This window comes from Couchioplanes caeruleus (assembly GCF_023499255.1).
Classification (GTDB): domain Bacteria; phylum Actinomycetota; class Actinomycetes; order Mycobacteriales; family Micromonosporaceae; genus Actinoplanes; species Actinoplanes caeruleus_A.
The window spans coordinates 3,562,799-3,588,157 of record NZ_CP092183.1 but is presented as its reverse complement, the minus strand read 5'-3'; the positions used below and the strand labels follow the sequence as shown (position 1 = coordinate 3,588,157).

Here is a 25,359-nt window from a genome sequence, read left to right as displayed (position 1 = left end):
GTCCCTATCCCGCCTCACGGGCCTGCACCAGGGCCCGCAGCGACACCTTGGAGAACTTCCCGGTGGCCGTCTTGGGGATCTCGTCCACGACGATGATCCTCTCGGGGATCCACCACGACGCGACCGACGCGGCGAGGTGGTCGCGCAGGTCCTGCACGTCGAGCGACCGGCCGGGTACGAGCACGACGCAGGCCAGCGGCCGCTCCCCCCAGCGCTCGTCACCCACCGCGATGACGGCGGCCTCGTGCACCGCGGGGTACGCCATGATCTCGTTCTCCAGCTGGACCGAGGAGATCCACTCGCCGCCCGACTTCACCATGTCCTTCGTCCGGTCGATGATCTCCAGGTAGCCGTAGGGGTTGACGGCGCCCACGTCGCCGGTGCGCAGCCAGCCGTCGATGGTGAACGAATTCGGTGACGGTTCGGCGCCGAAGTACGCCGAGGCCACGGTCGGTCCGGACGCCTGCAGCTCCCCCGCCGCCCCGGCCCGTTCCACGAGCGCGCCCGCCTCGTCGACGATCCGGATCTCGGTGAGCGGCAGCGGCGGCCCGGGCTTGCGCAGCACCTCACGGCGCGCGTCGGCGTCGAGGCCGTCGTGGTGGGTCGCCAGCCGCGCGCAGGTCACGACCGGGCTGGTCTCGGTCATCCCCCACGCGTTGGTCAGCGGGATCCCGGCGCCGTCCTGCCAGGCCTTCGACAGCGTGCCGGGCAGGGCACCGCCGCCCGAGACCACCATCCGCAGGCTGCTCAGGTCCGCCGTGCCGAGCAGCGGCTGCAGCCCGCGCCAGATCGTGGCGACGGCGGCCGAGAACGTCACCTGGTGCCTCGCCATCTGCCCGATCAGCTCCGGCGGGGTCATGGCCGGGCCGGGCAGCACCAGGTCCGAGCCGGCGAGCATGGCCGCGTACGGCAGCCCCCATGCGTTGACGTGGAACATCGGCACGATCGGCATGACGACGTCGCGCTCGGAGATGGCGAAGGTGTCCACGCCCAGCAGCATCAGCGCGTGCAGCACGATCGACCGGTGGCTGTAGAGCACGCCCTTCGGCAGTCCCGTGGTGCCCGAGGTGTAGCAGAGGCTGGCCGCGTCGTCCTCCTCCACCGCGGCGGGCAGCGCTGTTTCGCGTACGCCGGAAAGCAGCTCCTCGTAGTCGGCGAGGCGCGGATCGGCCGGCAGGTCCGCGCGGCCGCCGTCGTCCAGCACCACGACCCGGCGTACGGTCGGCAGCCGGTCGACCAGCGGCCACACCCGCGGCATGAGCGAGCGGTCGACGAACAGCACGTCGTCGGCCGCGTCGTTGACGATGTGGACGATCTCCTCGGCGAACAGCCGGTGGTTGAGGGTGTGCAGGACCCGGCCGCTGCCCGGCGCGGCGAGGTAGAGCTCCACGTGCCGCTGGGAGTTCCAGCCGAAGGTGCCGACCCGGCCCTGGTGCGGGACGTGCAGCGCATCGAACACGGCGGCGAGTCTCCGCGCGCGGGCGACCACGTCGGCCCACGTCGCGACGACCTCGCCGGCCGCCGTCGCGGTGATGACGCGCTTGTGCCCGAAGAGCCGCTCCACCCTTCTCATCAGGACGGGCACGGTCAGGGGTGACTGCTGCATCAGGCCGCGCATCAATTCTCCTCGCCGCTCTCAGTCCACCAGCGCCGCGTACACCAGCTGGTTCAGCCGCTGCCTCAGCGGATACGTGCTCGACGGCATGAGCTGGCTGAAGAACAGCGCCGTCACCCGGTCCTTCGGGTCCACCCAGAAGCCGGTGCTCGCCATCCCGCCCCAGTGGTACTCGCCGGCGTTGCCGGACCGGCGGCCGGGCACGGGGTCCTGGACGACCGCGAAGCCCAGGCCGAAGCCCACCCCGTCGAACGTCGTCTCCGCGAAGCCGCCGGTCGACAGCGCGCCGAGATCGCGGCCGCCGGGCAGGTGGTTGCGGGTCATCAGCCGTACGGTGCGCGGGCCGAGGACGCGGCTGCCGTCCAGGTGCCCCTCGTTGAGCAGCATCTGGGTGAAGCGGTGGTAGTCGTCCGCGGTGCAGATCAGCCCGTGGCCCCCGGCGCGCATGGCGGGCGGCGCGAGGGCCGCGTCACCCGTCGCCGGGTCGGGGGTGACCCGGCCGGTGACGGGGTCGGGCACGTAGAGCGTGGCGAGCCGGCCGGCGTCGGATCCCTGGGCCCAGCGCCGGACACCGGTCATGCCCAGCGGCGCGAAGACCCGTTCCCGCAGCACGCTGTCGAAGTCCTGGCCGGCCACCACCTCGACCAGCCGGGCCAGGACGTCGGTGGCGACCGAGTAGCCCCAGGCGGTGCCCGGCTGGAAGAGCAGGGGCAGCTCGGCGTACCGGTCACAGGCGGTCGCGAGGTCCAGCAGCCCGGCGTCCAGGCCCGGTACGGCCTCCCGGTACAGCCGGTCCACCACCGACGTGTGCATGAAGCCGTACGTGAGCCCGGCCGTGTGGGTCAGCAGATGCCACACGCGGATGGGCTCGGTCGCCGGCACCGTGTACGGCTTGAGCGCGGACCCCCGGTCGTACACCCGCACGTCGGCGAAGGCCGGCAGCCACCGGCTGATCTCGTCGGTCAGCTCGAACCGGCCCTCCTCCCACAGCGTCATCGCGGCGACCGAGGTGACGGGTTTGGTCATCGAGTAGATCCGCCAGAGCGTGTCGGGCTCGACCGGCGCTCCCGTCGCCACGTCCCGCCGGCCGTGGACGCTGCTGTGCACGATCCGGCCGTGCCGGGTCACCACGATCTGCCAGCCCGGCAGCAGCCCCTCGGCCACGTAGCGACCGAAGTGCCGGTCGATCGCGCGCAGCCGGCCGGGGTCCAGGCCGAGGTCCTCCGGCTCGGCGTCGACCGCCACGTTCATCGCGACGCCGTCCCGGCCGGAGGCACCGGGAACGGCGCATCGGGCCGGCAGACCGTGCCGGGCGCCGGCGGGCGGCCGGTCCGCAGGTAGTCGATGACGTGGCGGTCCACGCAGTCGTTGTGCCGCAGGTGGAAGGCGACGTGGCCCCAGCCCGCGTACGACAGCAGCCGTGAGTTCGGCAGCAGCCGGGCGGCGCCCACCGCACCCGCGTACGGGGTGGCCGGGTCGAAGTAGTTGCCGACGATCAGCACCGGCGCCCGCGTCCGTGCCGTCCAGGGCCCGCGATAGCCGTCCTGTCGCGCGCTCGCGGGCCAGGAGCGGCACTGGCTCCACACCCAGGCGTAGATGCGGCCGAAGTAGCCGTACTGCCGCTCGGCCCGGTCCGCGGCGTTCTGCCACGTCCGGAACGACCGCGGGTTGACCTGGTCGGAACAGGCGACTCCCGGCTCGCCCTCGTACAGGTTCTGGTAGTTCTCCTGCGCGGCCCGCGACCACCGCCCCTTCTCCACGCCGGCGAGCAAGGTGGCGAAGGCGGGCCAGTTCTCCGCCGTCCACATCGCACCGAGAGCCGTACCGATGAAGTCGGTGTAGCTGAGGCCGGGCTCCGGATGGCCGCGCAGCCGGGCCGCCAGCGCGGCGAAGCGCTCCGCGGCCGTGTCGTAGCAGCGCAGGGCGGTGCTGCCGCTCAGCCCGCGGGAGTCGAAGTTGACGATGTCGAAGCGCGCCCGCAGCTCGGCCGGCAGATCGCGCAGGTACGCCCGGGCGAAGTCGATGCCCGACAGGCCCGGCCCACCGGGGTTGATGACCAGCGACCCGATGCGGTGCCGCGGGTCGGTGGCGGGCAGCCGGGTCAGCGCGATGGTGATCGTCGTGCCGCGCGGGTGGTCGTAGCTCAGCGGCACCGGCACCGTGCCGCACTGGAAGCCGTCGCCGCACGGCGTCCAGCGGATCGAGCCCGCCGCGGACGCGGGCCCTGCCGGGAGGGTCAGCAGGAGAGCGGACACCACGCCGCCGATGGCGGCCGGGCGGAGAGCCACGGGTCTCACCCGGCCTTCGGCGGGGCGGCCGGCAGCGGTTCGTCAGCGGCGGCCATGGGCTCCTCGACGGCTCGCCGGCCCTCCCGCCGGATCGCCGCGGCCAGCGCCACGACGAGCGCGACGCCGACGCACGCGACCGCGACGATCGTGTAGTACGGCGCGAACAGGCTGCCGGTGGACTCCTCGATCTGGCCGTACACGTACGGCCCGACGAAGGCGCCGGTGATGCCGAGCATGTTGATGAACGCGAGCCCCGCGGCGGCCAGCAGGCCCGACATTCGTGACATGGCCACCGACCAGAACAGCGGCAGCGTGCCGAACCCGAACACGCTGGACAGGTAGAGCACGGAGACGCGCCAGATCGGGTCGTCGGACAGCAGGAACGCGGTCATGAGCACCAGCGTGGCGGTGGCGCAGAGGCCGATGAGCAGGATCTCGCGCCCGTACCGGCGTTGCAGCCACGGGAAGAGCAGCACCCCGGCCAGCCCGAAGAGGCCGCCGCCACCGGCCACGAGCCCGATGAGGAACGAGCTCTTCAGCCCGAGCTCCTGCAGGACGGCCGGGAAGTTGAAGCCCACACCGGACATGATCACCTGGTTGACGAAGTAGACCACGGCCAGCAGCACGATCACCGGGCGGCCGAAGGCGAGGCGCAGGTTGCCGCGTACCCGGGTCACCGAGGGGGCGTCGTGCGCCACGGCCCGCTCCGACAGCACGGCCGCCTCGGCCGGGGTGAGCCACGACGCGTCGGCCGGCCGGTCGGGCAGGGCGAGCCAGACGACGATGCCGACCAGCATCGTCACGAGGCCCTCGACCAGGAACATCCACTGCCAGCCCTGCAGCCCGCCGGCGCCGTCCAGCTCCATGAGCGCGCCGCCCATGGGCGCGCCGATGACGGTGGCGATGCAGGGCGCGGTGTAGATGAGCCCCACCATGGTCACCCGGTGCTTCTGCGAGAACCAGAGCGTCACCATGTACATCAGCGCCGGGAAGAGCCCGGCCTCGGCGGCGCCGAGCAGCAGCCGCAGCACGTAGAACGACGCCTCGTTCTGCACGACCATCATCGCGGCGGAGACCGCGCCCCAGGTCACCGCGATCCGGGTGATCCACACCCGGGGGCCGACGCGGTAGAGGACCAGGTTGCTGGGCACCTCGAGCAGCGCGTAGCTGACGAAGAAGAGCCCGGCGCCGAGACCGTACGCGGCGGCGCTGATGCCGACGTCGGCTTCCAGCGCGGTCTTGGCGAGGGCGACGTTGGTGCGGTCGACGTACGACATGAAGTACGCGAGGCCGATGACCGGGAGCAGCCGGGTCATCGCCTTCCGCGTCGCCAGCTCGTGCAGGGAAGGGGCTTCGTTCATGAGGGACTCCCGGTTCCACCTCGTCTGTGGCGCGTGTCACATAGGGCGAACTTTAGGGTGGACGGGCCGCCGCGGTGAGAGAGGTTATTTACATTGTTCGATCCACTGTGGTGTCAGGACCCTCCACTCCCCGGCGAGGAGCGAGTGATGAGCGACGCGACCGAACTGCGCACCTCGAGCCCGGACCTCGCGTCGTACCGCATCCGCCGCGAGCGCGAGCTCAGCTCCCTGTACGCCACCGCCCGATCGCTGACCGCCCTCGGCGAACTCGACGCGGTGCTGGACTCGATCGTCCGCGCGGCGCACGAGCTGATCGGCACCGACTTCACGTACCTGTCGCTCCTCGGCCCCGGCGGAGAGCTGATGCTGAAGGCCTCGCAGGGCACCATCTCCCCGACGTTCAACACCGCCCGGGTGCCGTCCGGCACGGGCGTCGGCGGCCGGGTCATCGCCACGGGCGCGCCGGCGTGGGTGAGCAACTACCTCAAGACGCGGGACGTGCCGCACGACCGGTCGTTCGACGACCTGGTCGCACCGGAGGGCATGGTCGCGCTGCTCGGCGTCCCGCTGCTGGTGGGCGACGAGGTGATCGGCGTGCTGTTCGCCGCGGACCGCACCGAGCGGCCGTTCGAGCACGACGAGGTGGCCCTGCTCAGCGCGTTCGCCGACCACGCCGCCATCGCGCTCAACAACGCCCGGCTGTACGACGAGAGCCGCTCGGCGCTGAAGCAGCTGCAGGCCGCGTTCCGCACGATCGAGAAGGCCCAGTCCGTCCACGAGTCGCTCACCCACGTGGTGCTGACCGGCGGCGGCGCCGACGAGATCGCCCGGCTGCTCGTGGACCACCTGCAGGGCGCCGTCACGGTGTTCGACCGGGCCGGCGCGGTCACCGCCCGGCGCTCGGTCGACTCCCGGCTGCTGCCACCCGCGGGCTCGTCGCCCGAGGCGGTGGAGCGGGCCCGCCGGTCCGGCAGGTGGGCGACCACCACGGACGGCACGGGCCGCTGGCACAGCGCGGCCGCGGTCCGGGCGGGCGACACGCACCTGGGGGCGCTGCTGCTGACCCGTACGGAGGAACCCACCCCGGTCGACATCCGCACGCTGGAGCGCGCCGCGCAGATCATGGGCCTGCTGGTGATGAAGGAGACCGCCGTCGCCGAGGCCGAGGAGCGGGTCAACGGCGAGCTGCTCACCGAGCTGCTGGTCGCGGTCCCCCCGGTCAGCCCGGCCCACCGGGCGCGGGCCCACGCCCGCGGCGTGGACATCACCTCGCTGACCGTCATCGTCGTCGCGAAATCGGAGACCAGGTACGCCGCCGAGATCGGCCGCCGCCTGCACGCCATGTCCGCCGAGTGGAACGGACTCGGCGGGGAGCACCTGGGCCGCGCCACCCTGCTCGCCGCCGCGTCGGATCCGGCGCAGCTCGCGCGGACCGTCCACCTGCGCCTCCGGCGGGAGCTCGGGTCGCCGGTGCGCGTCGTCGCGCAGACGGTCACGGACGACGACTGGCGACGGGCCTTCGAGACCGCGGGCCGGTGCTGCGACCTGATGCGGAGCCTGGGCGTGACGGACCGGGCGGCGACGGCCGACGCGTACGCCATGTTCGCCCTGCTGTTCGACACCGATCGGGCCCAGGAACTCGACCGGTTCCTCGCCGACACGGTGCAGCCCCTCCTGGCCTACGACGCGCGCAGGTCCACCCGGCTCGTGGCGACCCTGTCCGCGTACTTCGCGCACTCCGGCAACCTGACCCGTACGGCCGGCACCCTGCACGTGCACATGAACACGCTGCTCAAGCGCCTCGACCGGGTCGGAAGCATCCTCGGACCGGACTGGCGCGAACCCGACCGGTCCCTGCAGCTCCAGGTGGCCCTGCGGCTGCACGACCTGCGTACCCAGCTCGACCGCCCGTAGCGTCAGGGCCGCAGGTTCTCCAGGTCCGCCAGCAGGCCCGGGTGCACCGGCCGCCATCCGAGGGCCTCGCGGGTGTGGGCGCTGGAGGCCGGCTGGTCCATCGCGAAGATCGGTCCGAACGGTCCGAAGGTGTCCGCCGGCACGGGCTCGACCGGCAGGCCGAGGCGCCGGCCGACGACGGCGGCGATGTCGCGTACGGCGTCGCCCTCGTCGGCCACCGCGTGCCACACCGTCCCGGCCGGCGCCGATTCGAGGGCGATCCGGAACAGTGCCGCCGCGTCGAGGGCGTGCACGGCCGGCCAGCGCTGGGAGCCGTCGCCCGGGTAGCCGGCGACTCGGGTCCGGCGGGCCGCGGCGGTCAACAGGCCGGCGAACCCGCCGTCGCCGCGGTTGTGGACCGTGCGGGGCATGCGGACGGCTACGGCACGCACGCCGCGCGAGGCGAGGGCCAGCAGCGCGCCGACCGACCGGCCGCGCTGCCCGACCGGTCCGTCGGTCGGCGTGGGGTCGACCTCGGTGGATGCCCGGCCGGGCACCCACGGCGTTCCGGAGACGGTGACGACGGGCCGTCCGGTGCCGATCAGCGTCTCGCCCAGCGCGGCCAGCGCGGCCGCCTCCTCGGCCATCGCCGCGGTGAGGGCGTCAGGGCTGCTGAAGTCGTGCCCGAACGCCAGGCTGATCACACCGTCGGTGCGGGCGGCGCCGTCGCGCAGGACGTCGAGGTCGGCCAGGCCGCCGCGCAGCACCTCGGCGCCGGCCTCCCGGAGGGCTCGCTCGGAGCCGTCCGAGCGAGCCAGGGCGAGCACGGTGTGGCCGTGGCCGAGCAGCTCGGCGACGACGGCGGAGCCGATGGTGCCGGTGCCGCCGGTGACGAAGACATGCATGGTGACGCTCCAGGGGTGATGGGACAACTGTCCCGTCACCGTAGCACCGCGACGGGACAGTTGTCCCATCACTGTGCCGTCGCCTACGATGGGCGCGTGGCGCGATGGCAACCGGAGACGACGCAGCGCCTCGTCGTCGCCGCCGTCGACCTGTTCACCGACCAGGGGTACGACGCCACCACGGTCGCGCAGATCGCCGAGCGCGCCGGGGTCACCAAGAGCACCTTCTTCCGGCACTTCTCCGACAAGCGGGAGCTGCTGGTCGCCGGTCAGGAGACGCTGAGCCGGCTGCTCGCCGAAGGGATCGCCGAGGCACCGGAGGGCGCCGGGCCGCTCGACGCGGTGGCGGCCGGCCTCGAACGCGCTGCCGGCGCGATGGGACCGGCGAACCGGGAGCTCGGCCCCCGCCTGAAGGCGGCCGTGGCGGCGAGCACGGAGCTGCAGGAACGGGACGCTCTCAAGAGCGTCGGGCTCGCGGCCGCCATGACCGGGGCGTTGACCGCCCGCGGTGTGCCGGAGCTGACCGCCCAGCTCGCCGCGGAGCTGGGGGTCCTCGCGTTCAAGCGCGGCTATGCGCAGTGGTCCGGAGGCGACCGGGACGACGACGGCGGGCTCGCCCCGCATGCCCTGGCCGCCCTGAACGACCTGCGGACGGCTACCGCGTCACTGGCCTGACGGCAGCGCGGGCAGCGCACGCCTGTCGAGCCACGCGGTGAACAGCCCGTCGAGGGGTTTCCCGGTGAAGCGCTGGGCGTGGGCGCGGAACTCGGCCGTCGTCACCGTGCCGTGCCGGTGCTCCGCGACCCAGGCCCGCAGGAGCGCGAAGAACGCGTCGTCGCCGACCGTCTTCCGCAGCGCGTGCACCGTGAGCGCGCCGCGCTTGTAGACCAGCGGGTCGAACATCCGGTCCACCCCGGGATCGGCGACGACGACGTTCGCCGGGCGGGACGCCACCTCGGCGTACCAGCGGGCGGCCAGGGCGTCCGCCGGCGGGCCGCCGCCCACGCCCGACCACAGCCATTCCGCGTACGTGGCGAAGCCCTCGTTGAGCCAGATGTGCCGCCAGTCCGCGACGGTGAGGCTGTTGCCGAACCACTGGTGGGCGAGCTCGTGGGCGACGAGCCGCTCGTGGGTGCGCCGCCCGTCCACGTGGTTGCGGCCGAAGACCGCCATGCCCTGCGCCTCGACCGGGTCGTCGAGGTCGTCGTCGGTCACCACCACGACGTACTCGCCGAACGGGTACGGGCCGAAGAGCCGCTGGAAGCTCTCCATGATATCGCCCTGCCGGCCGAAGTCGTGCAGGACGCCGGCGCGCAGGGCGGGTGGGACCGCGGCGCGCTGCAGCACCCCGCCGTAGGCGAGGTCCACCCGCTCGTAGCGGCCGATCTGCACGCTCATGAGGTACGGCGAGGTCGGCTCGAGGCGCTCGTACACCCAGGTGGTGGAGCCCGCGCCGCGACGGCGGGAGACGGGGTCGCCGGTCACCAGCACCGTGTACGCCGACGACGTCGTCAGCGCCACCCGGAACGTGGCCTTGGCGCCGGGCTGGTCGTCGCACGGGAACCACGACGGCGCCCCGTTCGGCTGGCTGGCCACGAGCGCGCCGTCGGTCAGCTCGTCCCAGCCGATGTCGCCCCACCGGCCCGGGATCGGCACCGGCTTGCCCGCGTACCGGACGTCGACCCGGAAGGTCTCGCCGGCGGCGAGGACGCGCTCGGGCTTGACCTGCAGCTTGTCCGGCCGGTGGGTGTACTTCGCCGGCCGCCCGTTCACGCGCACGTCCTCGACCCGCAGCCGGCCGAGGTCGAGGGTGAACCGGGACAGCGCGTGCGCGGCCACCGCGGTGACGCCCGCCCGGCCGGCGAGCCGGTTCACGGCGATCCGGTAGTCGAGGTCAAGGTCGTAGTGCAGGACCCGGTAGCCGCCGTTGCCGTGCCCGGGAAGGTACGAGTCGGCCGAACGGTCGGCACCGGGCATGGCACCGCCCGGCACCTTCGAGATCATGCCCGGCGCGCGGCCGACGCCGGCCAGGCCGCGATCGGGTTGCCGAGCCACCGGCTGTCCTCGGGCACGGCGTCGCCGCGGGTCACCAGCGAACCGGGCCCGACGCAGGTCCGCGCGCCGATGCTCGCACCGGGCAGGATGATGCCGTGCGGCCCCATCGTGGCGCCCGCGCCGAGACTCACCTCGTGCATGCTCATCACACGATCATGGAACAGATGGGTCTGCACCACACAACCGCGGTTCACCGTCGCGCCGTCGCCCAGCCGCACCAGGTCGTACTCGGGCAGCCAGTACGTCTCCAGCCACACGCCCCGGCCGATCGTCGCGCCGAGCGTGCGCAGCCACGCCGTGAGCAGCGGCGTGCCGCTCGCGAAGCGGACCAGCCAGGGCGCGGCGAGCACCTCGACGAACGTGTCGGCCAGCTCGTTGCGCCACACGAAGGACGTCCACAGCGCCCGATCGGCGACCCGGAACCGCCCGACCAGCAGCCACTTCGCGGCGGTCGCGGTGGCGGCGGCGACGATCGCCGCGGCCAGCAGCACCGGCCCGGCGGCGAGCGCGGCCGCCCAGCCACCGGCCAGCTCCCACACGAACGCGAGCGCGGCGAGCACGCCCACCGCCAGAGCGGCAGCACACATCACGGGAACGATCCGGCACAGCTCGACCGCGGCCCGGGCCAGCTCGAGGCGCAGCGGCGGGTCGAACGTGCGGCAGGTGTCGGCCGACTCGACCGTACGGCGCAACGGCATCGGCGGCGCGCCGAGCCACGACGAGCCCTTCTTCGCCTTGCGCGGCGCCGAGGAGAGCACGCCGACGAGGCCCCGCTTGGGCACCGAGCGGCCGGGCGCGGCCATCCCCGAGTTGCCGAGGAACGCCTGCTTGCCGATGCGGGCCGGCTCGACCCGCAGCCAGCCGTGGCTCAGCTCGTACGTGGCCACCATCGTGTCGTCGGCCAGGAACGCCCCGTCCGCGACCGTGGTCATGGCCGGCAGCGCGAGCACCGTCGACGCCTCCACGCCGCGTCCCACCTTCGCGCCCAGCAGCCGCAGCCACACCGGCGTGAACAGGCTGGCGTAGAGCGGGAACAGGCCGGTCCGGGCCATGCCCATCAGCCGCTCCGTCGTCCACACCTGCCACGCCACCCGGCCCTGCACGGGGTGGTAGCCGGCGCGCAGGCCGATGCTCAGCGCGCGGACGGCCACGAGCACCACGAGCGCGTAGCCGGCGACGTACGCCACGGCCGCCCCGGCGACAGCGGCCAGGACCGGGCCGGCGGCCGGGCGGGAGGTCAGCGTCCAGGCGAGGAGTGCCAGGCCGGGCAGGGCGGCCAGGACCGGCACGAGACCCAGCAGCTGGGCGGTCACGCCGTACGCGGCAGTCCAGAAGCCGGACCGCGTGCGGGAGCGCGCCGGGCGCTGGACGGGCCACGCGGCGCGCTCCTCGGCGGCGGGTGCCGCCGGCGAGCCCGACCAGCGTCGCCCGGCCGGCACGGCGCCGGTCACGGTGGAACCGGCGGCGATCCGCGCGCCCTTGCCGATCCGGGCGCCGGGCATCAGCGTGCTGCGGGAGCCGACCCGCGCGCCCGCGCCCACCCGCACCTTGCCGACGCGGACGACGTCGCCGTCGACCCAGTGGCCGGCCAGGTCGACCTCCGGCTCGATCGCCGCGCCGCGGCCGAGCTTGAGCAGGCCGGTGACCGGCGGCGCGGAGTGCAGGTCGACGTCGGGGCCGATCTGGGCGCCGAGCGCCCGGGCGTACGTGATCATCCACGAGGCCCCCGCGACGCTGGTCGCACCGGTCAGCTCGGCGAGCCGCTCGGCGGCCCACAACCGCACGTGCACGCCGCCACCGCGGGGATAGCTGCCGGGGCGTACGCCGCGCAGCAGCAACCGCGCCCCGCCCGCGGAGATCGCAATCCGGCCGAGCGGGCTGTACAGCAGCACCCAGCCGAGCGCCACCCACCACCAGGACACCGCCGGGGCCCACGGCGCCGGGACGAGCAGGGAGACGACGTTGCCGAGCGCGGCGAGGGCGGTCAGCCACCGCAGCCCGACGAGCGTGAGCATCGGCAGCATCAGCACGGCCTGGACCAGCCCGGCGCGCCGCGGCGTCGGGCGCACCTCCCGGCGGACCGCCGCCGTCGTGCCGAGCGCGTCCAGCACGGCCGCGAGCTGCGACAGCTCCGGGTTCTTGTAGATGTCGGCGACCGAGACCTGCGGGTGCCGGCGCCGGATCCACGCGACGAGCTGCGCCGCGCTCAGGCTGCCGCCCCCGCTGCTGAAGAAGTCGGCGTCCGCCGCGGCGGGGCGTACGCCGAGGATCTCCTCCCAGCCGCCGGCGAGCCAGTCCTCGGTCCCGCTCAGCTCGCCCGCCGCGTCGGACCCGGTGGCCAGCGGCCAGGGCAGCGCGGCCCGGTCCACCTTGCCGGAGGTACGGGTGGGCAGCGCCTCCACGACGGCGAGCAGCGGCACCAGCGCGGCGGGCAGCTGCTCCCGGATCCGCGAGGCGGCGGCCGCCAGGTCGAGCTCGGCACCCTCGTGCGGCACCACGTACCCGACGAGGAGCTGGTTGCCCGCGGCCGTGCGCTGCACCGCGGCGGCCGCACCGGCGACACCGGGCAGCGCCTGCAACGCCGCGTCGACCTCGCCCAGCTCGATCCGGCGGCCGCCGAGCTTGACCTGCTCGTCGCCGCGGCCCATGAACAGCAGGCCCTCGGGCTCGGCCCGGACGATGTCGCCGCTGCGGTACGCCCGCTGCCAGCCGAGCGCGGGCAGCGGCGCGAACTTCTCCGCGTCCTTCTGCGCGTCCAGGTAGCGCGCGAGCCCCACCCCGCCGATCACCAGCTCGCCGGTGCCGCCCATCGCGACCGGCTCCCCGCCGGTGTCCACGACCGCGAGCTTCCAGCCGGCGAGCGGCAACCCGATGCGCACCGGGCCGTCCCCGGTCATCCGCGCGGCGCACGCCACCACGGTCGCCTCGGTCGGCCCGTACGTGTTCCAGACCTCACGCCCCGGCACGGCCAGCCGCGCGGCGAGCTCGGGCGGGCAGGCCTCGCCGCCGAAGATGAGCAGCCGCACCTCGTCCAGCGCCTCGACGGGCCACAGCGCGGCGAGCGTCGGCACCGTGGAGACCACGGTGATGCGCCGGCCGGCCAGCCACGGCCCGAGATCCACGCCGCTGCGCACGAGCGAGCGCTCGGCCGGCACCAGGCACGCGCCGTGCCGCCACGCCAGCCACATCTCCTCGCACGAGGCGTCGAACGCCACGGACAGCCCGGCGAGCACCCGGTCACCCGGACCGATCGGACCGCCGGCCTCCGCCGGGTCGCCCGGGTCACCGTCAGCGTCAGCGTCAGCGTCAGCGTCAGCAACGGCGACGGCTTCGGCTTCGGCTTCTGTGACGGCTTCGGCTTCGGTGACGGCGCTGCCGGCGAGGAACAGCTGTGCCTCGGCGTCCACAAAGGCCGCCGCCGAGCCGTGGCTGACGGCCACACCCTTCGGGGTGCCGGTCGAGCCCGAGGTGAAGATGATCCAGGCGTCGTCGGCGGGCCCGGGCCGCCCGATGCGGCCCCCGGGGGCGCGGCGCGGCGTCAGAGCCAGGCCGGCGCCGAGGACGGCACACACGTCGGCCTCGGCGAAGACCAGCTCGGCACGCTCGTCGGGATCGTCGGCGTCGACCGGCACGTACGCCGCGCCGGCCGCCAGCACGCCGAGGATGGCCAGATACAGCTCCGCCGTGCCCGACGGAACCCGGACACCGACTCGGTCGCCGACTCCGATCCCGTGCCCCGCGAGCGTCTTGCGCACCGCTTCGACCTCGCCGGCGAGCTCGGCGTACGTCAGCACCGTCGTGCCGTTGTCGAGTGCCGCCGCGCCGGGGTGAGCGCGCACCGTCTCGTCCAGCACGTCGACGAGGGTGCGGCGGGCCGGGGCCGCGGAGGACCGGAACAGGGCCGGGGTGGCGATCGAGGGAAGGTCGAGCAGCGGCAGGTCGGTCGTCACGGTCACCGGGCGTGCACCATCTTCACCTCACGGGTCGGCCTGAGCGACCCTCAACGCTACGTCGCGTGAACGGGAAATGACGCAGAACCAGCGGATTCGTGTCGGGGGCCACTGTGACGTCCCCGACACCTCAGCGCCAGCGTTGCGGGCACCGGCCGGAGCGGCGCAGCCGGCCGAGGATGTCCTCGACGGCGTACGCACCGAGGATTCCGGCGAGGCCGGTGGCGACCGGGGTGGCGAGCTCCTGCAGCAGTGTGTGCATGTCTGTCTGGTCGGCCCGGCCGGGTGCGGCGGCCGGGGCAGCGCCGGTGCAGGACAGGTGCAGGGCGGCGAACTTCCCGGCCGGAAGGTGTCGAACAGGTGCGACGCCGTTCGTAGCAAAGGTGAAGGCAGCAGACGACACCGAGGAGAACGCCATGACCGCCACCTACACCTTCGACGTCTTCGCCAGCCTCGACGGCCACGGTTCTGCCGGCGGCGACTGGCGGGGCTACTGGGGCAAGCAGGGACCGGAGTTGCTCGGCCACCGTCTCGCCCAGTACGAAGCCGAGCAGCGGATGGTCCTGGGCGCCACCACGTACCGGGCGTTCGCGAGCATGCTGGCGTCGAGCACCGAGGAGTCCGAGGTGCGGGACCCCTGGGTCACGCGGATGCGGCACCTGCCGGCGACGGTGGTGTCGTCGACCCTGAAGGAACCCCTCGACTGGCCGGACGCCACCGTCGTGGCCGGTGACGCCGTCGACGTCGTCGCGCGGCTCAAGGAGCGGTCCGGCGTGCCGTTGCGGTCGCACGGCAGCCTGTCGATGAACCGGGCGCTGATGGCGGCCGGCCTCGTCGACCGCGTCCAGGTGACGGTCTTCCCGGTCATCACCGGCCGGAACGGCCGGGATCCCGTCTTCCGGGGCGCGGCCGACTTCGACCTGGAGCTGCTCGAGACGCGGACGCTGGACGGCCACATCCAGGAGCTCGTCTACCGGCCCACCCTGCACTGACCCGGCCGGCCGGCGCCCGGCCGCTCAGACGGCGAGCACCTCGCAGCCGCGGGCCCGGATGGCGTCGAGCGCGGCGCCGTCGGCCCGGGCATCGGTCACCAGGTAGTCCACATCGGACATCGCGCACACCCGGGCCAGCGCCACCCGGCCGATCTTGGTGGCGTCGGCCAGCACCACGCTGATCCGGGCCTGTTCGCGCAGGACGGCGTTGACGCGGCACCCCACCGGGTCGTAGTTGGTGCAGCCCGCCGCGGCGTCCACGCCGTCGACGCCGATGAACGCCACGTCGATGTTGTAGCCGGCCATGAAGCTCTCCGCGCTCGGGCCGACCGCCTCCTGGCTGCTGCTGCGCACCTCGCCACCGGCCGAGAAGACCCGCAGGCGCGGGTTGGCGACCAGGTAGGTCGCCACGTTCAGGGCGTTGGTGACGATGGTCAGGCCGTCGCGGTCCATCAGCAGGCGGGCGAACTCCGACACGGTGGTGCCGCCGGTGGTGCCGATGACCCGGGCGCCGCCGAGGAAGCTCAGCGCCTCCTGGGCGATGCGCCGCTTCTCCCCGGTGTCCTGCTCCGTCTTGTACGACAGCGGCAGGTCGTTGAAGGACGCGTGGGTGGTCGCGCCACCACGGGTGCGGGTGACCAGACGCTGCTGCTCCAGCAACTCCAGGTCGCGCCGCACCGTGGCGGCGGAGACCGAGAACAGCTCGGCGAGGTCCTCGACGTCGAGTCCGCCCTTCTCGACGATGGCCGACACCATCTCGCGCAGGCGCTGCTTGCGTTGCATGGCGCAGACGCTAGCACCCGTACGCGCACTCTGACTGCGTGTTACGCGCAGGAAATCGACGGTTGACTGCGCACTACGCACCCATTGCGCAGGATTCATTGACCGTATGCGCACCCGGTGCCATAGTCGTGCGCACTGCGGCCCGGAACTGCGCGGAAGCGCACCGGATGCAGGCCCGCGTCGCCAGTACGAGAAGGGCTGACCGTGATGACTTCCTTCCTACGCTCCCGAACCCTGGTGCTGACCGGCGCCGTCGTGCTCGTCGGCGCGCTGACGACCGGCTGCGGCGGCGGCAAGAGCAGCTCGGGTTCCGACCGGACCACCGGTGTGACCATCACGGTCGCGCTCGCCACCGAACCCCCGCCGCAGGCGTCGCTCGACGCGTTCACCCAGAGCACCGGCATCACGGTCAAGTGGACCAACACCGACTGGGACAGCCTGCAGACCAAGATCGCCGCGGCCGCCACGGCGAAGACGTACTTCGCGGACGCGACCGACGTGGACTGGTCGCGGGTCGGCCAGCTCGGCAAGCTCAACTGGTTCCATCCCATGGACGAGTACCTGGACACCAAGGCGCTCGCCGGCGAGATGCCGCAGCTGCCGTCGTTCACCTCGAACGGCCACGTCATCGGCATCCCGTACGACGCCTCGTTCCTGGTGACCACGGTGAACAAGAAGCTGTTCGGCAAGGCCGGCATCACCACGATGCCGACGACGATCGAGCAGTACACGGCCGACCTGAAGCAGATCAAGAGCAAGGGCGTGGTGCAGTACCCGCTCAACATCCCGTTCGCCGCCGCCGAGGGGCTGTCCACGTACTGGTACCAGACGACCGCGGCGTTCGGCGGGACGATCCTCGACGGCGCCGGCAAGCCGCAGTTCGCCACGCCCGGCTCGCCCGGGTACCGCGCCGCGGAGTGGATGGTCGACGCGCTCAGGCAGGGCCTGGTGCCGCCCGGCAACATCAACGTGGCCGACAGCCAGGGACAGCAGACCCTGATGGCCAAGGGCGTGGTCGCGAGCACCTTCGCGGACTACTCCGGCAACGTCGGGAGCCTGTACAGCGTCCCGGCGTCCTCCACCGTGGTCGGTGACGTCACCTACCTGGCCACGCCCGGCGTCAGCGGCCCGGGGCCGAACATGAGCAACCCGGACGGCATCGGCATCCCCCGCCAGGCCAAGTATCCGGCGGCCGCCGCGAAGTTCATCGACTGGTTCACCTCGGCGGAGAACCAGGCGGAGTTCGCCGGCGCCGCCGGGCCGGACAAGGTGATGCCCGGGTACTTCCTGCCGTCACGCCTGACCGGCATGACCGAGCTGACCCAGAAGGGCAAGCTCATCGGCGGCCAGCAGCTCGGCGACCTTCTCAAGAACAGCGCCAAGCCGGTGTTCCCGGAGGGCGCCCCCTCCTGGTACCCGGAGTTCTCCAAGTCGGCCTACACCAACCTGCACGCCGCGGCGACCGGGTCGGTGAGCACCGCCGACGCCGTCAAGGCGATCGCCGCGACCGCCGACAAGCTGTCGAGCTGATGGTCGGCACCCGCAGCGGCCGGCGGCACGACGTGTCCCCGGCCGGGGCCGGGGCGCCGGGCACCCCCCGGCGCCCCGGGCGGCGGTTCGACCTGCTGCCGTACGCGCTGGTGACGCCGCTGGCCCTGTTCATCGTGGCGCTCGCCCTGTTCCCGGCCGGCGTCACGATCGTGCAGTCGTTCTTCCGCGTCGACGAGCTGAATCCACCCACGACGTTCAACGGGCTGGACAACTTCCGGCACCTGTTCGCCGACGGCTCCGTACGCTCCAGCCTCGTCAACACCGGCCTCTACGTGCTGATCGGGGTCGCCCTGTCGACGGTGCTCGGCATCGTCATGGCGGTCACCCTGCAACGGCCGTTCCGCGGCCGCTCGGCGCTGATCGCGGTGCTGATCCTGCCGTGGGCGCTGCCCGGCGTGGTCGAGGGCATCGTGTGGACGGGCATCTGGGACAGCAACACCGGCCTGCTCAACAGCGTGCTCACCTCGGCACACCTGATCCCGGAATACCAGGTGTTCCTCGGCCAGCACCGGTTCCTCACCATCTTCGCCATCGAGCTGGTGCAGGTCTGGCAGATGACCCCGCTGTCGACCCTGCTGATCCTGGCCTCGCTGCAGAACATCCCCTGCGAGCTCTACGAGGCGGCGGTGCTCGACGGCTGCTCGCCCTGGGCGGCGCTGCGCCGGATCACGCTGCCGCTCGCCCGGCCCGGCATCGCGATCGCGATGGTGCAGGCGGTCATCGCGACGATCAACGTCTTCGATCAGCCGTACGTCCTCAACGGCTCCGCCGACACCGGTGCCTCGCTGACCATGCAGACGTACTTCATCAGCTTCCAGAACCTCGACTTCGGCGAGGGGTACGCGCTCTCACTGCTCATCACCGTCGCCACGCTGATCCTCTCGCTCGGGGTCGTGAAGCTGGTCTACCGGCAGGTGGAGTTCTGATGCCCCGACGCCTTCCCTGGGCCCGTACCCTCGGGATCCTGTTCATCGTGCTGTGGTCGCTGGTGCCGCTCTACTGGAGCCTCAACACGAGCCTGCAGACCGACGCGCAGGTCAGCGCCCGGCCCGCGCACTACGTGCCGCCCAGCCCGGCCCTGCACAACTATCACGCGTTGCTGACCGGCCCCGGCGAGATCCCGGACACCATCCGCCGGTCGTCGCTCAACATCGTCGTCGAGTGCACCGCCGCGACGCTCATCACGGTCGTGCTGGCCACCCTGGCCGCGTACGCGTTCGCCCGGATGCGGTTCCGGGGCCGGCAGCTGCTGTTCTACGCGGTCCTCGCCACGATGGCGTTCCCCGCGTACACCACGCTCATCCCGCTCTACCGCATCATGAGCGTGGTCGGCCTCGTCAACACGTACACGGGGATCGTGCTCGTGTATGTCTCGGGTTTCCTGCCGCTGGCGACGTGGATCCTGCACAGCTACATGACCAGCCTGCCGCTCGCCATCGAGGAAGCCGGTCAGGTCGACGGCGCCGGCCGGATGCAGATCCTGTGGCGCATCGTGCTGCCGCTGGCCTGGCCGGGCATCGTCTCCACGGCCATCATCACGTTCCTGTTCGCCTGGGCGCAGTTCCTGTTCCCGCTCGTGCTCTCCAGCGACCTGTCCACCCAGCCGCTCACCGTCGCCATCGCCGCGCTGCAGGGCCGCCACGTGGTCCCGTTCGGCCTGCTCAACGCCGCCGGCGTGCTGGCACTGGCGGTGCCCGCGGTGATCGCCGTGACCCTCAACCGGTTCATCGTCAACGGCCTGCTCAGCGGCAGCGTCAAATGAAAGGAACCGCCCCCGTGACTTCGCTGCATCCCGGTCGCATCACCGCCGGCGAGATCGCCACCCAGCCCGCGCTCTGGGCCCGCGCCCGGGACCAGGCGGCGGCCGGCCCGGCAGGCCTGCCCGAGGCCGGCGAACGGGTCCTGATCCTCGGCTGCGGCACGTCGTACTACGTCGCCGCCGCGTACGCCTGGCTGCGCGAGGCGGCCGGCCACGGCGTCACCGACGCGCGGATCGCCTCCGAGCTCCCGCCGGTGGCCCGCGACTACGACCGCGTCCTGGCGATCAGCCGCTCCGGCACCACGACGGAGGTCGTCCAGGCCCTGCAAACCGTTCCGGCCACCACCCCGGTCACCGCGGTGCTCGGCGAACCCGGCACGCCCGTCGGCGCGGCCGCCACGGACATCCTCGACCTGTCGTACGCCGACGAGCGCAGCGTCGTGCAGACCCGCTTCCCGACCACGCTGCTCACCCTGCTGCGAACCCACCTGGGCGCCACCGGCCCGCAGGTGGACACCCTCATCGACCAGGCCCGCGACGCCCTCGACGAGCCGATCACCCTTGCGCAGCCCCGCCAGCTCGTGATGCTCGGCACCGGCTGGGCGGCGGCACTGGCCGAGGAGGCGGCCCTGAAGTGCCGCGAATCGGCCGGCATGTGGGCAGAGGCGTACGCCACCGGCGAATACCGCCACGGCCCGATCAGCGTCGCGGCGCCGGGCACCCTGGTCTGGGCCCTCACCCCGCTGACCCCCACCCAGGGCACGGCCATCCAGGCGACGGGCGCGACGGTCCGCCAGGCCACCCGGGACCCGCAGGCGGAACTGGTCGCGGTCCAGCGGCATGCGGTGGCGTGGGCCGCGGCGGCGGGGCGGGACGCGGACGTACCCGTCCACCTGACCCGGTCGGTGGTCGCCCTTTAGTCGTAGCCGAACTGCTTCCATCGAGCCGGCCCGGGCGATCTCGTCAAGGGCGCTCGTCGTACGTCTCGACGATGGTTGCCGCGAGGAAATCGTCGAGCGCCACGCCCATGAGCTCTGCCAGCGTGCGTTCGTTTCCCGTCTGGTTCCACTGGTTCCGGGCGACGAAGAAGATCGCGACCGCCGTCCAGGCGGTGACCGCCGCCGCGGGCGCGGCCGTTCCCCGGTCACGCAGCGCCGCCGCGATCCGCTCCGCCAGCGCCGCGCGTTTGCCCAGTTCGCGCTCCTGCAGTTCCGGGCTCGCGGCGATGACGCGTCCGAGCAGGACCGCACCGTCGCGGTACTGCTCGTACATGGTCTCGGCCGCCCGCTGGAGGGCGGCCACGGCGGCGTGGAGCGGGTCGGTGGGCGCCGGCCGGGCGCGGACCTCGGCGGCGATGAACTCCTCGGACGCCTCCTGGCCGGCGAAGACCACTTCGCGCTTGTCGGCGAAGTGGTGGAAGAACGTCCCAGGCCGATCGGATGGGCCGCCTCGACCTCGACGACCCGCACGACGAACGCCGCCCTTACCGCGAGTCCCGGGCCTATGCCCGCTCCAAGCTGGCCAACCTGCTGTTCACCGCCGAGCTGCAACGCCGCCTCGACGCGGCCGGGTCCCCGTGCGCACGCTGGCTGCCCACCCTGGCCTGGTCCCCAGCGAGATCTACGCCGAGACCGGCGCGCTGACCAGGTTCGTGGTCCGCCTGCTGGGGCAGGGCGCCCTGCTCGTCCTGTACGCCGCGGTCGCCGACCTGCCCGGCGACAGCTTCACCCTGCCCAGCCGCCTCGCCCACATGCGCGGCGCGCCGGAGCTGATCAACCGGTCCGCCACCGCGCGACGACCGGCTGGCCGCGCGTCTCTGGTCCGTGTCCGAGCAGCTCACCGGTACGAGCTTCCCGCTCTGACCGTGAGGGTAGCGTGGCGGTCCATGACATCGCTCGCGCCCGCGTCCCAGGTCCGGTACGGCACCGCACCGGGTCGCTGGGTGCTGCTGGCCACCGTTCTCGGCTCGGGCCTCGCCTTCGTCGACGCCACCGTCGTCAACATCGCGCTGCCGATGATCGGGCGCGATCTCGGGTCGTCGGCCGCCGGGCTGCAGTGGACCGTCAACGGGTACACGTTGAGCCTGGCCTCGCTCATCCTGCTCGGCGGGTCGCTGGGCGACCGGATCGGCCGGAAGCGGATCTTCCTGATCGGGGTCGCGTGGTTCGCCACGGCGTCGCTGCTGTGCGGGCTCGCCCAGAACACCGGGATGCTGGTCGGCGCCCGGGTGCTGCAGGGCGTCGGCGGCGCGCTGCTCACCCCCGGCGCGCTGGCCATCATCGAGGCGTCGTTCGTACCCGAGGACCGGGCGCGGGCGATCGGCGCCTGGTCCGGGCTGGGCGGCGTCGGCGGCGCGCTCGGGCCGTTCCTCGGCGGGTGGCTCGTCGGGCTCGGCACGTGGCGGTACATCTTCCTGATCAACGTGCCGCTCGCGCTCGTCGTGCTGGTGGTCGCCGGCCGGCACGTACCCGAGTCGCGCAGCCCGTCGGCGGCCGGCCGGATCGATGTGGCCGGCGTCCTCACCGGGGCGGTCGGGCTGGGCGGGCTCACGTACGGCTTCACCGCCTGGACCGCCCGCGGGCCCGCCAGCCCGGTCGTGCTCGCGGCGCTGCTCGCCGGGGTTGCCGGCTTCGCAGCGTTCCTGATCGTCGAGCGCCGTACCGCGAACCCCCTGCTCCCGCTGCCCGTCTTCGGCAACAAGGCGTTCAGCGGCGCCAACCTGGTCACCTTCCTCGCGTACGCGGCCAACGGCGGCGTGTTCTTCCTGGTCGTGCTGAACCTCCAGGTCGTCGCCGGGTTCAGCCCGCTCACCGCCGGCCTCGCCCTGCTGCCGGTGACCGTGCTGATGCTGCTGCTGTCGGCCCCGTCCGGCGCGCTCGGGCAGCGCATCGGCCCCCGCCTGCCGATGACCGTCGGCCCGCTCATCTGCGCGTCGGCGCTGCTGCTGATGAGCCGGATCGGCGCCGGCACCGGCTACCTGACCGGCGTCCTGCCCGCCGTCACCCTCTTCGGGCTCGGCCTGTGCGCGCTGGTCGCCCCGCTCACCGCGACCGCGCTGGGCTCGCTGGACGACACGTACGCGGGAATCGCCTCGGGCGTGAACAACGCCGTCGCCCGCGCGGCCGGCCTGCTGGCGGTGGCGGTCCTGCCGCTGGCGGCGGGCCTCGGCTCGGGCAACCTCACCGACGCCGCCCAGCTGCACCCGGTCTACCGCACGTCGATGCAGATCTGCGCCGCGCTGATGGCGGCGGCGGGGCTGCTCGCGTACGCGATGATCCCGAAGCGGCTCACCGAGAAGGCACCCGTCCGGCCGGCCTGCGATCCCGGCGGGCCGCCGACCCACGCCGCCCGCGGCCGCTGAGCGGCGCTTACGGGGGTTCAGTACGGCTGCCCCGTTGATACCGTCTTTCCGTAGCGTCGGCGAGCCGGAGGGAGGCACTTGTGAGGAGCGTCGATGACGCCGAGGAGTGGCTGGATTCTTGGGTGGCCAGTGTCGACGGTCGGGCCGCACGCGCGGTGGAGCTGTCCCGCCGGGTCGCCACCCTGACGGGTGAGGCGAGAAGCCCAGACGGTTTCGTCAGCGTCACCGTCGGTGCGACCGGCCAGATCACCGGGCTCGATATCGACGATCGCGCACGAGTTCTGACCGGTGCGGCGCTGAGCCGTGAAATCCTGTCGCTCGTTCGCCGGGCACAGGCGCAGTTGTCCGTCAAGGCCGCCGAGCAGGTGCGCGAGACGGTCGGCGTTGACACCGAGACAGGACGCGCGGTGATGCATTCATACGCCGAACGGTTTCCCGCCCCGGACGACGGTGACCTAAACGACGAGCAGAGGGACCGCCATGGCCGCTGATGAGGTGCGCTTTTCCGCGGCCGCGGCTCAGCAGCATGCCGCGAACGTCGACGGGATCGCGGACGCCGTCCGCCTGGCCCGGTCTGCGGTCCGCCAGGTCACCATGGACACCGAGGCGTACGGCCAGCTCTGCCAATTCCTGCCCGGGCTGCTGAGTCCCGTCTTCTCGTTGGCGATCGGCGCGCTGGACGATGCCGACGATGCGCTCCGGGAGACGGCGGCCAACCTGCGCCTCGTCGCTGACGAGACCACGACCACCGACGAGGCCGTGGCCGGCAGGGTCCGGGTGGCGACCGGCCCGACTCCACCTTTGCCACTGTGAGCAGCAACCCCCTCGTTGCCCAAAGTCATGACTCCACGACGTGGTACACCGGTCTCGGTCTTGTCGAGGACGCTGCCGACATCACCAACGGGATCCGAAGCAACAGCTGGGTCGACGGCTCACTGGGCGGCGTGGGCGCATCGCTGGACATGCTGTCCATGGCCGTCGATCCGCTGGGAACCCTGGCATCCTGGGGCGTCTCCTGGCTCATGGAGCATGTCAAGCCCCTCAAGGATGCGCTCGACTGGCTCGCCAGGAACGCCGATGAAGTCGCTTCTCACGCCGCCACCTGGTCGAACGTATCCGCCTTCACGCAACAAGCGCGGCAGGAGTACGCCGACCGCTTGAGCGCCGAGGTCTCCGAGTGGTTCGGGGCTTCGGGTGAGGCGTACCGTGCGCACGCTCAGACGCACCTACAGGTCCTGGAAGGTCTTGCCACTGCGGCACAGGGCATCTCCTACGCGGTCGAGGGCGCCGGTCTGCTGGTAGCCCTCGTCCGCGGGATAGTCCGGGACCTGATCGCCGATTTCATCGGCACACTCGCTGCTCGGCTCCCGCAGTGGTTGGCCGAGGAGGGGCTGACACTCGGAATCGCCACGCCGGTGGTTGTCGGTCAGGTCTCCACCCTCGTGGCCAAGTGGGTTGACAGGATTCAGCACTTCATTCGTGGCCTCCTGAGCAGTCTGCGCCGGCTGCATCCGATGCTCGACGACCTTGCCGAGGTCTTCACCGGACTGAGCGGGCGCAGCCGGGCGCTTTCCCGCTCCGGTCCGGCGACTCCCTCCGGCGGCAGCGAGTTCCGCGACGACTTTCCTCGAGGGTCCGATTTCATCGACGACGGCGAGGGATACAGCGAGCGCGCCGCCGAGGCTTACCGTCGCATCAGGCACAGTCCCGAAGATGTACCGCGAGCGGCTGCGAACACCGGCATCGACCCGGCGATCCTCGAACGGATGCGCCAGAATCTCTTCGTCGAGCAGCACGACCTCGCCCTCGGCCCCAACCAAGTGGAGCGCGGCTATTTCACTCCGGACGACGACATCGCCGATCTCTGGGACGGCGCGACGAACGGCACGCTGGACTCGAACGGCCTGAGCCGTTTCCGCAACCTCGCCGCTCACGAGTACGTCGAGAACAGGCTGATGGAAGCGGGACTGCCCTATCGGTCCGCACACCCGGACGCTTTTGACGCGGACGGCATGCGCATACTCAGCCGGGATCATCCAGGTGCACATGATCTGGCGCCCAACGAATGGCGGCCGCAGGCTGCGCTCGAACACTGGCAGAGGTTCGGCCTCGACAGTTCCGGACTGCAGATCGCCCCTGATCTCTCGAACCTCGACGAGATCGTCGACGCAGCTCTGAGAGGATTGAGCCGATGACACCCGACGAAGCCGTTCAGGCCATGGCTGACCGCCTCCGCGCCGTCGACTACGAGCGACGCGGTGACAAGGCGTGGTCCAAGGCCGCGCTGCTGCGCGAATACTTCCGCCGTGCCGCCCGCTGGGCCGACGCCTACGACTGCGACACCCGGTCACCATTCTTTGACATCGCGCAGTGCGTCGACCCCTCCGTCCGCGCCGATCAGACGGTGATCGATTCCCTCGTGCGGGACGTGAGCAGCGGAACGCGCAATGCGATCACGCGGGTGGCGCCCTTCATCCTGCACTGGGCCGCCCTGCGGGCCGCGCCCGCCGTCACGGTGCCGCCGGAGCTGGAAGACCCGTTCGAGCCCTTGATCCTTCTTTTCGAGCGGGGTGGCGGGTTCCACACCGAGAACGGCGAGGTCAACCTCGAGTACCTGGCCGCGCCCCTGCGCGGATGGCGGGAACGGGCTGGCACGCCGCCGATGGTCAGCTTCGCACCCGAGGTGCTGGACGAGATCGACCGTTCCGGGTCGATGGCTCAGTTCGGTTTCGTGACGGGACCGGACGGCCGGCCGGTGAGCCGATAGGGGAACTCCCGGCACCCTGACGTGTTGTATGACGAAGCTGGTATGCCCCCGCCGCGCAGCCGTCCTCCCATACTGGGCT

22 protein-coding genes are annotated in these 25,359 nt (G+C 72.4%); 12 read left to right on the top strand and 10 right to left on the bottom strand.

Translation table 11 applies throughout. The features are described from left to right. Positions 1-4 precede the first annotated feature (4 nt). The 4 genes from COUCH_RS16555 to COUCH_RS16540 are packed head-to-tail and all read right to left on the bottom strand — an operon-like array spanning position 5 to position 5,264. Positions 5-1,618, bottom strand: a complete 1,614-nt coding sequence (locus COUCH_RS16555; RefSeq protein ID WP_249612978.1) for a long-chain fatty acid--CoA ligase — start codon at positions 1,616-1,618, stop codon at positions 5-7. A gap of 18 nt (positions 1,619-1,636) precedes the next feature. Beyond that, on the bottom strand, positions 1,637-2,866 hold the full coding sequence (locus tag COUCH_RS16550; RefSeq protein ID WP_249612977.1) for a serine hydrolase domain-containing protein: 1,230 nt from the start codon (positions 2,864-2,866) through the stop codon (positions 1,637-1,639). Next, complete coding sequence (locus tag COUCH_RS16545; protein WP_249612976.1) at positions 2,863-3,903, bottom strand: alpha/beta hydrolase; 1,041 nt, start codon at positions 3,901-3,903, stop codon at positions 2,863-2,865. Before COUCH_RS16545 ends, COUCH_RS16550 begins: the two co-directional genes overlap by 4 nt. Positions 3,904-3,908: 5 nt before the next feature. Next, positions 3,909-5,264 (bottom strand): MFS transporter, encoded by a 1,356-nt coding sequence (locus COUCH_RS16540; RefSeq protein ID WP_249612975.1) that lies wholly within the window; start codon positions 5,262-5,264, stop codon positions 3,909-3,911. Between the two features lie 147 nt (positions 5,265-5,411). Between COUCH_RS16540 and COUCH_RS16535 the strand changes: the two genes are divergently transcribed. Beyond that, positions 5,412-7,178, top strand: a complete 1,767-nt coding sequence (locus COUCH_RS16535) for a helix-turn-helix domain-containing protein (RefSeq protein ID WP_249612974.1) — start codon at positions 5,412-5,414, stop codon at positions 7,176-7,178. 2 nt (positions 7,179-7,180) lie between these two features. Here COUCH_RS16535 and COUCH_RS16530 read toward each other — a convergent pair whose 3' ends face one another. Further along, positions 7,181-8,062 (bottom strand): SDR family oxidoreductase, encoded by an 882-nt coding sequence (locus tag COUCH_RS16530; RefSeq protein WP_249612973.1) that lies wholly within the window; start codon positions 8,060-8,062, stop codon positions 7,181-7,183. A gap of 96 nt (positions 8,063-8,158) precedes the next feature. On the opposite strand from COUCH_RS16530, the gene COUCH_RS16525 reads away from it, so the two are divergent. Next, entirely contained in the window at positions 8,159-8,737 is a 579-nt protein-coding gene (locus tag COUCH_RS16525; RefSeq protein WP_249612972.1) for a TetR/AcrR family transcriptional regulator, read from the top strand. Here COUCH_RS16525 and COUCH_RS16520 read toward each other — a convergent pair. The 3 genes from COUCH_RS16520 to COUCH_RS16510 all read right to left on the bottom strand — a co-directional run bounded on the left by COUCH_RS16520 (position 8,726) and on the right by COUCH_RS16510 (position 14,485). Then, positions 8,726-10,117, bottom strand: coding sequence for a M1 family metallopeptidase (locus COUCH_RS16520; RefSeq protein WP_346015994.1), 1,392 nt, complete (start codon positions 10,115-10,117; stop codon positions 8,726-8,728). The two genes, COUCH_RS16525 and COUCH_RS16520, sit on opposite strands and share 12 nt — an antisense overlap. Further along, complete coding sequence (locus tag COUCH_RS16515; protein WP_249612971.1) at positions 10,063-14,073, bottom strand: Pls/PosA family non-ribosomal peptide synthetase; 4,011 nt, start codon at positions 14,071-14,073, stop codon at positions 10,063-10,065. The genes COUCH_RS16520 and COUCH_RS16515 overlap by 55 nt, the downstream gene beginning before the upstream one ends. A 124-nt stretch (positions 14,074-14,197) precedes the next feature. After that, a complete protein-coding gene (locus COUCH_RS16510; RefSeq protein WP_249612970.1) occupies positions 14,198-14,485 on the bottom strand; it encodes a hypothetical protein in 288 nt (95 codons plus the stop codon). Between COUCH_RS16510 and COUCH_RS16505 the strand changes: the two genes are divergently transcribed. Next, the gene (locus tag COUCH_RS16505; protein ID WP_249612969.1) at positions 14,484-15,059 is read left to right on the top strand and encodes a dihydrofolate reductase family protein; all 576 of its coding nucleotides are present in this window, start codon (positions 14,484-14,486) and stop codon (positions 15,057-15,059) included. The genes COUCH_RS16510 and COUCH_RS16505 overlap by 2 nt on opposite strands. A gap of 24 nt (positions 15,060-15,083) precedes the next feature. Here COUCH_RS16505 and COUCH_RS16500 read toward each other — a convergent pair whose 3' ends face one another. Further along, entirely contained in the window at positions 15,084-15,842 is a 759-nt protein-coding gene (locus COUCH_RS16500; RefSeq protein WP_249612968.1) for a DeoR/GlpR family DNA-binding transcription regulator, read from the bottom strand. 207 nt (positions 15,843-16,049) lie between these two features. Between COUCH_RS16500 and COUCH_RS16495 the strand changes: the two genes are divergently transcribed. Genes COUCH_RS16495 through COUCH_RS16480 form a run of 4 tightly spaced genes read left to right on the top strand, consistent with a single transcriptional unit; the run spans position 16,050 to position 20,072 of the window. Beyond that, positions 16,050-17,372 (top strand): ABC transporter substrate-binding protein, encoded by a 1,323-nt coding sequence (locus COUCH_RS16495; protein ID WP_249612967.1) that lies wholly within the window; start codon positions 16,050-16,052, stop codon positions 17,370-17,372. After that, positions 17,372-18,319 carry a carbohydrate ABC transporter permease gene (locus tag COUCH_RS16490; protein ID WP_249612966.1) on the top strand — a complete coding sequence of 316 codons (948 nt, stop codon included), beginning with the start codon at positions 17,372-17,374 and terminating at the stop codon, positions 18,317-18,319. The genes COUCH_RS16495 and COUCH_RS16490 overlap by 1 nt, the downstream gene beginning before the upstream one ends. Further along, the gene (locus COUCH_RS16485; protein WP_249612965.1) at positions 18,319-19,155 is read left to right on the top strand and encodes a carbohydrate ABC transporter permease; all 837 of its coding nucleotides are present in this window, start codon (positions 18,319-18,321) and stop codon (positions 19,153-19,155) included. The genes COUCH_RS16490 and COUCH_RS16485 overlap by 1 nt, the downstream gene beginning before the upstream one ends. 14 nt (positions 19,156-19,169) lie before the next feature. Beyond that, positions 19,170-20,072 carry an SIS domain-containing protein gene (locus COUCH_RS16480; protein WP_249612964.1) on the top strand — a complete coding sequence of 301 codons (903 nt, stop codon included), beginning with the start codon at positions 19,170-19,172 and terminating at the stop codon, positions 20,070-20,072. A gap of 43 nt (positions 20,073-20,115) precedes the next feature. On the opposite strand, the gene COUCH_RS16475 is transcribed toward COUCH_RS16480, so the two are convergent. Continuing rightward, positions 20,116-20,544 carry a TetR family transcriptional regulator gene (locus COUCH_RS16475; protein ID WP_249612963.1) on the bottom strand — a complete coding sequence of 143 codons (429 nt, stop codon included), beginning with the start codon at positions 20,542-20,544 and terminating at the stop codon, positions 20,116-20,118. 493 nt (positions 20,545-21,037) lie between these two features. Between COUCH_RS16475 and COUCH_RS16470 the strand changes: the two genes are divergently transcribed. The 5 genes from COUCH_RS16470 (at position 21,038) to COUCH_RS16450 (ending at position 25,280) form a co-directional block, all read left to right on the top strand. Continuing rightward, positions 21,038-22,513: a DHA2 family efflux MFS transporter permease subunit gene (locus COUCH_RS16470; RefSeq protein ID WP_249613721.1), complete on the top strand. Its 1,476-nt coding sequence runs from the start codon at positions 21,038-21,040 to the stop codon at positions 22,511-22,513. An 80-nt stretch (positions 22,514-22,593) separates the two neighbouring features. After that, positions 22,594-23,004: a YbaB/EbfC family nucleoid-associated protein gene (locus COUCH_RS16465; protein WP_249612962.1), complete on the top strand. Its 411-nt coding sequence runs from the start codon at positions 22,594-22,596 to the stop codon at positions 23,002-23,004. Further along, positions 22,994-23,326 (top strand): hypothetical protein, encoded by a 333-nt coding sequence (locus tag COUCH_RS16460; RefSeq protein WP_249612961.1) that lies wholly within the window; start codon positions 22,994-22,996, stop codon positions 23,324-23,326. The genes COUCH_RS16465 and COUCH_RS16460 overlap by 11 nt, the downstream gene beginning before the upstream one ends. Continuing rightward, the gene (locus tag COUCH_RS16455; RefSeq protein WP_249612960.1) at positions 23,323-24,708 is read left to right on the top strand and encodes a WXG100 family type VII secretion target; all 1,386 of its coding nucleotides are present in this window, start codon (positions 23,323-23,325) and stop codon (positions 24,706-24,708) included. Before COUCH_RS16460 ends, COUCH_RS16455 begins: the two co-directional genes overlap by 4 nt. Continuing rightward, positions 24,705-25,280, top strand: coding sequence for a hypothetical protein (locus COUCH_RS16450; RefSeq protein ID WP_249612959.1), 576 nt, complete (start codon positions 24,705-24,707; stop codon positions 25,278-25,280). Before COUCH_RS16455 ends, COUCH_RS16450 begins: the two co-directional genes overlap by 4 nt. The last annotated feature ends 79 nt before the right edge of the window (positions 25,281-25,359 follow it).

Excerpts from the sequence above, each read along its gene's own strand:
- COUCH_RS16530 (WP_249612973.1), bottom strand. The coding sequence starts at position 8,062 with ATGCATGTCTTCGTCACCGGCGGCACCGGCACCATCGGCTCCGCCGTC.
- COUCH_RS16470 (WP_249613721.1), top strand. The coding sequence starts at position 21,038 with ATGACATCGCTCGCGCCCGCGTCCCAGGTCCGGTACGGCACCGCACCG.
- COUCH_RS16485 (WP_249612965.1), top strand. The coding sequence starts at position 18,319 with ATGCCCCGACGCCTTCCCTGGGCCCGTACCCTCGGGATCCTGTTCATC.
- COUCH_RS16540 (WP_249612975.1), bottom strand. The coding sequence starts at position 5,264 with ATGAACGAAGCCCCTTCCCTGCACGAGCTGGCGACGCGGAAGGCGATG.
- COUCH_RS16490 (WP_249612966.1), top strand. The coding sequence starts at position 17,372 with ATGGTCGGCACCCGCAGCGGCCGGCGGCACGACGTGTCCCCGGCCGGG.
- COUCH_RS16505 (WP_249612969.1), top strand. The coding sequence starts at position 14,484 with ATGACCGCCACCTACACCTTCGACGTCTTCGCCAGCCTCGACGGCCAC.
- COUCH_RS16555 (WP_249612978.1), bottom strand. The coding sequence starts at position 1,618 with ATGCGCGGCCTGATGCAGCAGTCACCCCTGACCGTGCCCGTCCTGATG.
- COUCH_RS16510 (WP_249612970.1), bottom strand. The coding sequence starts at position 14,485 with ATGGCGTTCTCCTCGGTGTCGTCTGCTGCCTTCACCTTTGCTACGAAC.
- COUCH_RS16450 (WP_249612959.1), top strand. The coding sequence starts at position 24,705 with ATGACACCCGACGAAGCCGTTCAGGCCATGGCTGACCGCCTCCGCGCC.
- COUCH_RS16460 (WP_249612961.1), top strand. The coding sequence starts at position 22,994 with ATGGCCGCTGATGAGGTGCGCTTTTCCGCGGCCGCGGCTCAGCAGCAT.
- COUCH_RS16535 (WP_249612974.1), top strand. The coding sequence starts at position 5,412 with ATGAGCGACGCGACCGAACTGCGCACCTCGAGCCCGGACCTCGCGTCG.
- COUCH_RS16550 (WP_249612977.1), bottom strand. The coding sequence starts at position 2,866 with ATGAACGTGGCGGTCGACGCCGAGCCGGAGGACCTCGGCCTGGACCCC.
- COUCH_RS16500 (WP_249612968.1), bottom strand. The coding sequence starts at position 15,842 with ATGCAACGCAAGCAGCGCCTGCGCGAGATGGTGTCGGCCATCGTCGAG.
- COUCH_RS16495 (WP_249612967.1), top strand. The coding sequence starts at position 16,050 with ATGACTTCCTTCCTACGCTCCCGAACCCTGGTGCTGACCGGCGCCGTC.